Source organism: Deltaproteobacteria bacterium, assembly GCA_029860075.1.
In the GTDB taxonomy this organism is placed as follows: Bacteria; Desulfobacterota; JADFVX01; order JADFVX01; family JADFVX01; genus JAOUBX01.
Genome location: JAOUBX010000119.1, coordinates 1 through 9,582 on the forward strand (window position 1 = coordinate 1; position 9,582 = coordinate 9,582).

Annotated in this window: 10 protein-coding genes; 3 read left to right on the forward strand and 7 right to left on the reverse strand. The window is 45.7% G+C overall.

All coding sequences use genetic code 11. The features are described from left to right. Positions 1–130: 130 nt before the first annotated feature. From OEV42_20510 to OEV42_20520, 3 genes are all read left to right on the forward strand, one after another. Positions 131–343, forward strand: coding sequence for a hypothetical protein (locus OEV42_20510; protein ID MDH3976653.1), 213 nt, complete (start codon positions 131–133; stop codon positions 341–343). 408 nt (positions 344–751) lie between these two features. Next, on the forward strand, positions 752–1,354 hold the full coding sequence (locus OEV42_20515) for a peroxiredoxin (GenBank protein MDH3976654.1): 603 nt from the start codon (positions 752–754) through the stop codon (positions 1,352–1,354). Between the two features lie 119 nt (positions 1,355–1,473). After that, positions 1,474–2,190 carry a 1-acyl-sn-glycerol-3-phosphate acyltransferase gene (locus tag OEV42_20520; GenBank protein ID MDH3976655.1) on the forward strand — a complete coding sequence of 239 codons (717 nt, stop codon included), beginning with the start codon at positions 1,474–1,476 and terminating at the stop codon, positions 2,188–2,190. Positions 2,191–2,240: 50 nt separating this feature from the next. On the opposite strand, the gene OEV42_20525 is transcribed toward OEV42_20520, so the two are convergent. The 7 genes from OEV42_20525 to OEV42_20555 form a co-directional block, all read right to left on the reverse strand. Beyond that, positions 2,241–4,589 (reverse strand): endonuclease MutS2, encoded by a 2,349-nt coding sequence (locus tag OEV42_20525; protein ID MDH3976656.1) that lies wholly within the window; start codon positions 4,587–4,589, stop codon positions 2,241–2,243. Then, positions 4,582–4,980 carry a peptide chain release factor-like protein gene (locus OEV42_20530; protein ID MDH3976657.1) on the reverse strand — a complete coding sequence of 133 codons (399 nt, stop codon included), beginning with the start codon at positions 4,978–4,980 and terminating at the stop codon, positions 4,582–4,584. Before OEV42_20530 ends, OEV42_20525 begins: the two co-directional genes overlap by 8 nt. Positions 4,981–5,102: 122 nt before the next feature. Beyond that, entirely contained in the window at positions 5,103–6,005 is a 903-nt protein-coding gene (locus tag OEV42_20535; protein MDH3976658.1) for a TIGR01777 family oxidoreductase, read from the reverse strand. Between the two features lie 162 nt (positions 6,006–6,167). Further along, positions 6,168–6,356, reverse strand: coding sequence for a DUF2934 domain-containing protein (locus OEV42_20540; GenBank protein MDH3976659.1), 189 nt, complete (start codon positions 6,354–6,356; stop codon positions 6,168–6,170). Positions 6,357–6,670: 314 nt separating this feature from the next. Next, entirely contained in the window at positions 6,671–7,213 is a 543-nt protein-coding gene (locus tag OEV42_20545) for a ferritin (protein ID MDH3976660.1), read from the reverse strand. Positions 7,214–7,299: 86 nt separating this feature from the next. After that, on the reverse strand, positions 7,300–8,538 hold the full coding sequence (locus tag OEV42_20550) for an aspartate kinase (protein ID MDH3976661.1): 1,239 nt from the start codon (positions 8,536–8,538) through the stop codon (positions 7,300–7,302). Between the two features lie 180 nt (positions 8,539–8,718). Beyond that, on the reverse strand, positions 8,719–9,582 hold an 864-nt coding region (locus OEV42_20555), incomplete at its 5' end, for an FAD-dependent oxidoreductase (protein ID MDH3976662.1).

A 9,582-nucleotide genomic window follows, 5' to 3' on the forward strand; every position in this document is an offset into this window, starting at 1 on the left:
GCTTTGTTAAAATCAAAACTACTTTCTTCTTTACTCATGTCAATTCTCCTTTTTTAGCTGAATATATCAGCTTTGGTTAAATTGACACAGAATTTTGAACACCCTCTATATTTTTGATGGTAATGGTAATGTGAGATGGTCAACGTTGTCAGATTCAAAGGGTAGCGCCACATCCGGGTCAACTACTTACAATGTTGCATTTGATGCTACTTCTTCCCACTACCTTATCACTTTTGGAAATGGTGATATCGGTGTAGTATCACCTTATATTGGTATGTTCTCACTGTCTGACACAGATGCAAATGATGGCTCTATAAGCCTGAAGGTTGGCATCAAAAAATAACTTGCCACAGTAATTGTTGAGGGTGCATAGCATCCTCAACAATATGGATTTAGAAAGCGACCACTTTCTTAATTTTACTTCCTAACCCCCTAAATAATATTTTTTGCTGCCTGTTCCATTACTGGTTGGCAGTTGCCGTATTTTGACATCCCCTTTCTCCCATTATTCCCCTTAGAGTGCTCCTTGGCAAAGGGAAGATATGAGGGAACTGTTTACATCAATTATGCAGTACATTTATTTGCCGATTTAATAATCTAAATCTCCGAAATAACATAATCAATCAGTGAAAATCTGTGTCCAAATACTTCTTTAAGTTTATATTCTCTTCATTAAAGATATTTTTTGAATCCATTTGCTATCCTTTTCATCTATAAGCTAAAATTAATTCTTTAATGGAGGTTATAAATTATGAGTGAATGCAGCACAAAATCATTGGTACAATTCCCGGCGCCGGACTTTACGGCCCAGGCGGTTATGCCTGATAACAGCTTTAAGGAGATCAAACTTTCCGACTATAAAGGCAAGTGGACGGTTCTCTTCTTTTACCCCCTCGATTTTACCTTTGTATGCCCTACGGAAATTACGGCCATGAGTGACAGGCACAAAGAATTCAAGGAGCTTAATGCAGAAGTTATCGGCGTTTCAGTAGATAGCCACTTCTCTCACCTGGCCTGGAAAAGCACATCCAGAAAAGAGGGCGGCCTTGGTGAGATTACCTATCCCCTGGTGGCAGACCTGAAAAAAACCATTTCTACTGATTATGGTGTTCTTCTTGATGCGGGAATTGCGCTTAGAGGTCTCTTTATTATCAACCCCGAAGGCGTTGTCCAGTACCAGGTCATTCATGATCTCGGTATCGGCAGAAGCGTCGACGAAACACTGAGAGTTCTAAAAGCAATCCAGACGGTAGCAAAAACAGGCGAAGTCTGTCCTGCCAACTGGAGCGAAGGCGGCGATACAATGAAGGGCGATCCTGAAGGTTCAAAGGAATATTTCGAAAACCACAGCTAATCAAAGAAATTGCTTTTTATTTTAAAAGGCGGCTGCAAAGTGCAGCCGCCTTTTTTTTGTTAATATTGACATTATGATCATGAAGCTATAAATTGTTATCATTTTTTTAAAGGCGACCAATGCTTATACTAAGATCGTTACTTTTTAACATTCTTTTCTGGATCGTTACTTTTACTTTATCTACTCTTGTGGTTATTTTCAGACCTTTGGGTATCAGGGCTGTCTACCCCATCGGCCGATTCTGGAGCAGGACGGGCCTTTTTCTTCTGAGAATCATCTGCGGCGTTACCTATGAAGTAAAAACCAATGGCAAACTCCCCGAAGGTCCCGCCGTATTTCTATCCAACCACCAGAGCGCCTGGGAAACGATGGCCTACCCTGCTTTGTTTCCTCCCTTCATGTGGGTACTGAAAAGAGAACTTATGTATGTACCCATCTTTGGTTGGTGTCTCATGGCGCTGGGCCATATCGGCATTAACAGAAAGGCAGGATCCAGGGCAATAAAGCAAATCAATGCAGAAGGGAAGAAAATCCTAACCAGCGGATTTAACATGATTATTTTTCCCGAAGGAACGAGAATATCTCCCGGCGAAGTGGGCAACTTCAATCCCGGAGGAGTGGGCCTCGCCATCGGAAGCGGTGTCCCCGTCGTACCGGTGACGCATAATGCGGGAAGGCTATGGGGCAAGTCTGCCTTTGCAAAAAAACCGGGCCATATTACCGTCGTTATTGACGAGCCCATTTCTACGGAAGGGCTGCCTCCATCAGACAGAAAAGCGCTCAATGAAAAGGTAAGAAACATTATTGTTAAAAGAATGGAAGAGATAAGCCCTTAATCATTGTCACCCCGGCTATTCGACCGGCTCATAACAGGCCTGCCGAAGGATCAGACCAAAGTAACAATCGTCACACCATCACCGCCTTCTCCCTGCTCACCACGCCTGTAAGAAACAACATTTTTATGGCCCTCCAGGTATTCCCTGACAGCCTTCATAAGAGCGCCAGTACCGACGCCATGAATAATCTTCACTTCACCCATACCTTTCATGGAAGCGCTGTCAATAAAAACCTCTACCTCATTAAGCGCTTCTTCCACCCTGAGACCGAGCAGTTTAATCGAGCTTTCCTGTTCATCGCTGACCAGGTAAACTTTCGACTCTTTTTTTATGCCTTTCAAAGGTTTACCGGCCGGGGGAGATAATACTTTCAACGGAACTTCAATCGTTTTCCCTCCTGCCTCAACAGTAACACGCTTACGTTTTTCGTCTACGGCAATAACCTCGGCATCGACACCCAGAGTCCTGACAAAAACCTCTTCTCCCTTTTTTACAGTATCAAGAGAAACATGCTCAACCTTACTGAATCCCTCAAGCTTCTCCTCAATAGCTAACCTCTTCTTTTCCAGTTTTTTCAAAGACCGGGCGCCTTTCCCCTTTTTTCCCTCATCAATAATATCCCTGATTTCACGTTTTGCCGAAACAACGAGATTTTTCATCTCCTCATATGCCTCCCTATAAGCCCGTTGCCGCTTCTCTTTTGCTTCTTCAAGGCGGGAAGCAAGACGGGCCTCCTTATTTTCAAGCGCTTTTTCTTTTAAAGATAGCTCCAATCTTGCTTTTTCATAAGAATCGCTCTTTTCCTTGAGTTCAACCATCAATTCCTGAAGTTCCACCTTCATGCCGCCCATCATCTCTCTGGCAAAGGTAATCACATTCTCAGGAAGGCCGAAACGGCTCGCCGTCTCAATGGCATGGGACTCACCCGGTTCACCCTCTTTGAGGCGATAAAGGGGCCTGTGGCTCTCCCTGTCAAAGGCCATGGAAGCGTTAATCATACCCTCTCCCTTTTGCACAAAGGCAACAATGTCCGTAAGGTGTGTCGTTGCAAAGACAATAGCGCCCCGCTCTTTCAGTTCCTTCAGCACACCACAGGCGATGGCTGCCCCCTCGAGAGGTTCCGTGCCCGTTCCCACTTCGTCAAGCAGGGCCAGCGTATGGGCATCGGATTTATCAATAATGGCTGAAATACGCGATACATGGGCCGAAAAGGTGGAGTGGGAACTCTCTATTGACTGTTCATCACCAATATCGACAAGAAGTTTTTTTACCAGCGGAATGGTCGAAGAAGCCTCTGCCGGCACAGGCATTCCCGACAGTCCCATGAGGATGAGCAGGCCCGCCGTCTTGATGGTAATCGTTTTCCCCCCGGCATTGGGTCCCGTAATAACCATTACCCTCTTATCCTTTTCAAGGCTTAAATGGAGGGGAACTACATTATCGATGGCACCCTCTGCAAGCTGAGCCATGAGCAGGGGATGTTTGCCTCCCTTGATGAAAATATCCCGAGATTCATTTACTCTAACCCTGTTCATGCCGAATTGATGGGCATAGCCGGCAATGCTATTTAGCATATCAAGATAAACAAGGATATTAAACTGCATCTCAATCCCGGTGGAAACTTCCCTGATAGCGACACAAACGCGCCTTAAAATCTTTATGACTTCCGCCTTTTCATCGGCAATAAGATTTTCCAGTTCATTGACGAGTCCGATAATTTCGAGAGGTTCGACGAAGGCTGTCTCTCCCGTATTGGATACGTCATGAACAACACCTGCCACCTGCCCCTTTGAGTCCATCCTGACAGGAATAACCCAGCGTTCCCCCCGTCTCGTTATAAAGTCATCCTGGAGAAAAGGGGCGATTTTCTCATCTCTCGTTATCTCTTCCAGCCTCTTGCCGACACGGCTGTTCATGGCTCTCAATTTTTTTCTCAACTCCGCAAGCAGAGGGGATGCTTCATCGACGACCTTTCCTTCCCTGTCAAAGGTGCGCACAAGGAGTTTTAGAAGGGGAGGAAAACCGGTGAGCTCTTGCGTTACTTCCCCTAAAAGCGGCATATCCTCTCTGTCACACATCTGGACTGCTATGTCGCCCATAACGGAGAGCGTACCTCGAATATGGAGATACTCGGAAGAATCAAGCATGGCGCCTTCGGGCTTTACCCTTTTGAGAGTATCCCTTATGTCTTCATACCTTGAGATGGCAAGCCTTTCGTCACCCTTATAAAGATCGATAAGTTCACCGATCTCTCCCCCTCTTTTTTTAATTTCACCTAAAGTGGAAAGAGGCCTTATATCAAGTACAGCCCTTTCACCGGCGCGGCTGCGGCTGCGGCCCGATATAATCTTTAAAACCTTGTCGAATTCCAGGGTTTTTATCGTATCTTTTTCAATCATTAAGCTTTCCTGTATTATCCTCTTTGTCCCTGCTCTCAGCATCGTATTTGGCCAGGGATCTTTTTTTCTTCTTTGCCTTTTGCTTCCTGATCTTGTCTCTCTCGGCGCTTTGCCTGCTTTTTCCCGTCAAATGTTCTTCGATCCTGTCGGCAAGTTCGCGCCTTGCCAGAAACCTGTTAATGGACTGACTCCTGTCCTTCATACATTTAACGGCAATGCCCGTGGGGATATGTTTGACATAAACGGAGGCGGAAGTTTTATTCACTTTCTGTCCTCCCCGCCCGGACGCCTTGATAAACTTCTCTTCCAAATCCTCTTCACGGATTTCAAGTTCCTCCATTTTTTCCTGGAGAGCCCTGTTTTTCTTTTCACTAACAGCAAATGTAATCAAATTTGTTACCTCCTTCCCGATGAGTGATTATAACGCGGGAAAGGGCAGGGTAAAACCTAAAAAATTTTGACGGGATTTAACAGAAATATTCACGGGGAGAGGTCTTAAGCCGACCTTCAGAATTAGCCGATAACATCCCTCAAGGCATCTTCCAAATGGGTAAAATGAAAATGATAGCCCTTGTTAACGGCTGAAGTGGGAACTGCTCTTTGTCCCGTAAGCAGGAGCCGCGACATCTCTCCAAAGGCGAGTTTCAAAAAAAAGGCGGGAAGAGGCATGAGCGTGGGACGGCGAAGAACCTTCGCCAGTGTTTTCGTAAACTCATTATTCGTTACGGGATTGGGTGCCGTTGCATTAAAAACACCCTCCATTTCGTCATTTTTGAGAACAAAAAGGATGAGACCGGTAATATCATCGATATGAATCCAGGGCATCCACTGTCTGCCGTTACCGAGGCGTCCGCCCAGACCCATACTGAAAGGAAAGAGCATCTTCTGAAGAAAACCGCCGTTCCTGCCGATAACAAGCCCTATCCTGAGGATAGTCAGCATGACACCGTACTCTAAAACCCTGCAGGCTTCACTCTCCCATTCCTGGCAGAGACGATGCGTAAATTCATCATGGAAGGGCGAATCCTCATCGAGAATCCTGTCCCCTCCATTCCCGTAATAACCGACAGCAGACCCCGATATAAGGCGTTTGGGCTTGTTTTTGACTCTCTCAACATAGGCTGCAATTTTCTTTGTCGTCTCTGTCCTGCTTTTTATAAGCAATTCTTTCCTGGCCTTGCTCCAGCGCCCTTCGGCAACAGGCGCGCCGGCAAGATTGATTATGGCTTCAAATTGCAGGTCATCAGGCAAATCATCGAGGGATCCCACCGCCGAAACAGATTCACCACACAACTTTTTCACACTTTTCGGCCTTCTGCTCAATAGAGTAACAGAATATCCCTCAAGTGAAAGAATTCTGCAGAGCTTCCTTCCGATAAAGCCGGTACCGCCTGTAATGAGAATATTTTTGCTCATAATAAGAACTTTAATGTCTTTTTTCTATATTATTTGATGAAGTATGTCAATGTAAAAACAAGACTTATTTATACTGAATAAAATGGCAGGCATGATATTATGTGCCGGAGGGGTAAAAAGAAAGTAGCGGGGCCGGGATGGACCCCGCCATTGCAGTATTTTCTACTGCGTCACTAAAAACCAGTCATGCTGATCATCACCAATGGGAGCCCCGCGGTTTAACCAACTAAAATATGCCGCTTCTTCGTGCTCCCGATGGTTGAACTTTGTTGCAGATTTTTTTCTTCCCTTTGCCGCAGTGCCCGTTTTTTTTGCCGTGCTGCTTCTTTTTGTTGCTGCTGCTTGTGCCATAGCAATCCCCCTTACATCAAATATTTAATATAAATAAAACAGGTAATTTTTACTTTGTCAAATGAAGAGAATATTTTTTTAAATTTTTTATCTATTTATTTTCACTGAGGAAGCAACCATTAGGTGGAGATTCAAATTCTATATAATTACCGGAAATACCATAAAGCAAGCCTCTCCCTTTTAAGTTGGATCACCGGCAGCTATTCTCCCCAATCCGGGATAAAGCAGGAAGGCAGTCTCCGCGCTCATACACCACTGCCTGCGGCGAGGTGGTTGAACAAACTTGACAGCAAAAAGCAAGGATAATTTCTTTATCAGGCCCCCTTGAGAGCCCCCTGGATGCCCTGTGAAAAATCTGTAGGAACGGTAACGGCGCGTCCACCCATCTCTTTATCCAGCATAAGAAGCGCATTGGGATCATCCCCTATGAGTTTAAGCCTGGCAAGAATTTCTCCTACCGTATCCTCCTCTTCCACCTGCTCGGTTACATACCAGTGCAGAAAGATCTGCGTTGCATGGTCACGCTCTTCAATGGCCATTTCAAGAAGATCATTGATGTTTTTAGTCATGTACCTTTCATGGTCCAGTGTCTGCTGAACCATATCGAGAGCAGACTTGAAACCTCTCGGAGGCTCCTCTATGGCAGTGAGAATGATTTCTCCCCCCTGGCTCTGAACATATTCATACATCTTCATGGCATGCATCATCTCTTCATGATACTGGGCCATAAACCAGGTGGAAAAACCTTTAAGGCCCGTTGATGAACTGTGGGCCGACATGGACATATAAATATAGGCTGAATGCAACTCTTCATTAATATGCCTGACTAAAGCCTTTTCCATTTTTTTAGCTAACATGGCTAATGCCTCCTCTTAATATATTTCAGTAAACTATAATCTCTTGAAAAATCCTTGTCAAATACCTTTTATACGAATCCTATGCCCTATGCCTTCTCCTCCACTACTTCCCCTTCCCCCAGATTAAAAGCATCGTGCAATACCCTTACGGCAAGCTCGGTATATTTGGAATCAATAACGCAGGAGACCTTGATTTCCGACGTGCTAATCATCTGAATGTTGATTCCCTCACGGGACAGCGCACCAAAAACCGACGATGCAATTCCGGCATGGCTTCTCATCCCCACACCGATGACGGACACCTTGGAAATATTGGTATCACCTGCCACCCCTTTTGCACCCAGTTCCCTGCCCGTCTTTTCCACCAGTTCAAAGGCCTTCTCATAATCGCCTTTAGGCACGGTGAAAGTCATATCCGTATAGCCGTCTTCACTGATGTTCTGAATAATCATATCCACATTGATATTTGCGTCTGCTATGGGACCAAAAAGGCTGGCGGCAATACCGGGCTTGTCGGGAACCCTGATTATCGTTATCTTTGCCTCATCCTTGTTATATGCAACGCCAGATACTGCAACCTTCTCCATATCCTTATCCTCCTTTGTTACCATTGTGCCACTGTTTTTCGAAAAGGTGGACCTTACGTGAACAGGCACATTATACTTTTTTGCAAATTCCACAGACCGGGTCTGCAATACTTTAGCGCCGAGGCTGGCCATTTCCAGCATTTCATCATAGGAAATTTTCTTAAGTTTCCTTGCATTATCGCAGATATTGGGATCTGTCGTATAGACACCCTCCACATCGGTGTAAATATCGCAAACGTCGGCATTAAGGGCGGCTGCAATAGCAACGGCGCTCGTATCGGACCCTCCCCTGCCCAGTGTAGTCAGGTTGCCCTCTTCATCAACCCCCTGGAACCCGGCAACGACAACCACCTTTCCATCATGGAGGTTCTTATGAATTTTTTCAGAATCGATTCGTTTGATCCTTGCCCTGGAATGAGCGCTGTCCGTTACAATTTTAACCTGTGACGCCGTATAGGATACGGCCTTGCATTCCATATCATGAAGCGCCATGGCAAGAAGGGCGATGGTAACCTGTTCACCTGTCGACACAAGTACGTCATACTCTCTCTCTACAGGTCTTTCGGCAATTTCACGGGCCATGGAAACAAGCTTGTTCGTTTCACCCGACATGGCGGAAACAACGACAATAACGTCATTGCCCTTTTCCCTTTCACAGATTACCCTTTTGGCAACATTCCTGATTTTTTCAACAGTGCCGACGGAGGTTCCGCCAAATTTCTGAACGACTAGAGCCATAATTTTTTCCTTCTGCCAGAGTTCGTTAGCCAAGAGCGCCGAATGAGTAAAAGCGCCCGGCCTGATTAACTTATTCAAAAAATCCTGACTTTACCTGTTATTTATGCAGGCATTTTTTGAAAACTTGGGCAGGCCCATGACTTGCGCTATTTGCGCGCCCTGAACTTACACACTCTGGTTTTATATAATTCTTCTTCCCGCTTTATGAATAGCCATGCCATGCGTATCCTCCCAGGCTTCCTGAACCGCTTCGGCCAGGGTGGGATGAGCATGTATGGTATTTGAAATATCCTTAACGGTGCAACCCATCTGCATGGCAAGAGCCGCCTCGGCAATAAGGTCGGAGGCATGAGAACCCATAATATGTACGCCAAGAACGGTATCATCCTCTTTTGAAACCAGTACCTTTACAAAACCATCCTCTTCTCTCATGGCAACGGCCTTGCCGTTGGCCAGATAAGGGAATCTACCCGCATAATAAGGGATACCCTCTCTTTTTAATGATTCTTCTCCTTTGCCAACAGAGGCAATCTCGGGGTGTACATAGACCGCCCAGGGGATGGCGCTGTAATCCATAAGGGCATCCTTACCCATGGCATTGGAAAGGGCCACCTTTCCCTCCTGTGCCGCTACATGAGCCAGAGCCATCTTGCCCGTTACATCGCCAATGGCATAAATGCCGGGGACAGAGGTTTCCATCTTTTCATTCACCCTGATAGCATTACCCTCCATCTCCACCTTCAACTCTTCAAGGTTAAGTCCGAAACTGTTGAGACGCCTCCCCACTGCCATTAATACCTTATCTGCCGAAACCTCTTCATCGTCATCAATTACAAGGGCAACACTATTTCCCTTGATCCCGGCAGAGGAAAGGGCCTTTCCCGTAATAATCCGCATGCCGCGCTCTTCGAAACGCTTCTTAATGAGTCTCGATATTTCCCTTTCGCAATAAGGCAAAAGCCTGTCCATGACCTCTACAATAGTTACGTGCGTACCCAGTCTTGCAAAGATATTGGCAAATTCACAACCGATGGGCCCACCACC

Bases quoted from the DNA above. Each gene is read 5' to 3' on its own strand.
- OEV42_20540 (MDH3976659.1), bottom strand. From the start codon at position 6,356: ATGGCACAAGCAGCAGCAACAAAAAGAAGCAGCACGGCAAAAAAAACG.
- OEV42_20535 (MDH3976658.1), bottom strand. From the start codon at position 6,005: ATGAGCAAAAATATTCTCATTACAGGCGGTACCGGCTTTATCGGAAGG.
- OEV42_20545 (MDH3976660.1), bottom strand. From the start codon at position 7,213: ATGTTAGCTAAAAAAATGGAAAAGGCTTTAGTCAGGCATATTAATGAA.
- OEV42_20550 (MDH3976661.1), bottom strand. From the start codon at position 8,538: ATGGCTCTAGTCGTTCAGAAATTTGGCGGAACCTCCGTCGGCACTGTT.
- OEV42_20525 (MDH3976656.1), bottom strand. From the start codon at position 4,589: ATGATTGAAAAAGATACGATAAAAACCCTGGAATTCGACAAGGTTTTA.
- OEV42_20515 (MDH3976654.1), top strand. From the start codon at position 752: ATGAGTGAATGCAGCACAAAATCATTGGTACAATTCCCGGCGCCGGAC.
- OEV42_20520 (MDH3976655.1), top strand. From the start codon at position 1,474: ATGCTTATACTAAGATCGTTACTTTTTAACATTCTTTTCTGGATCGTT.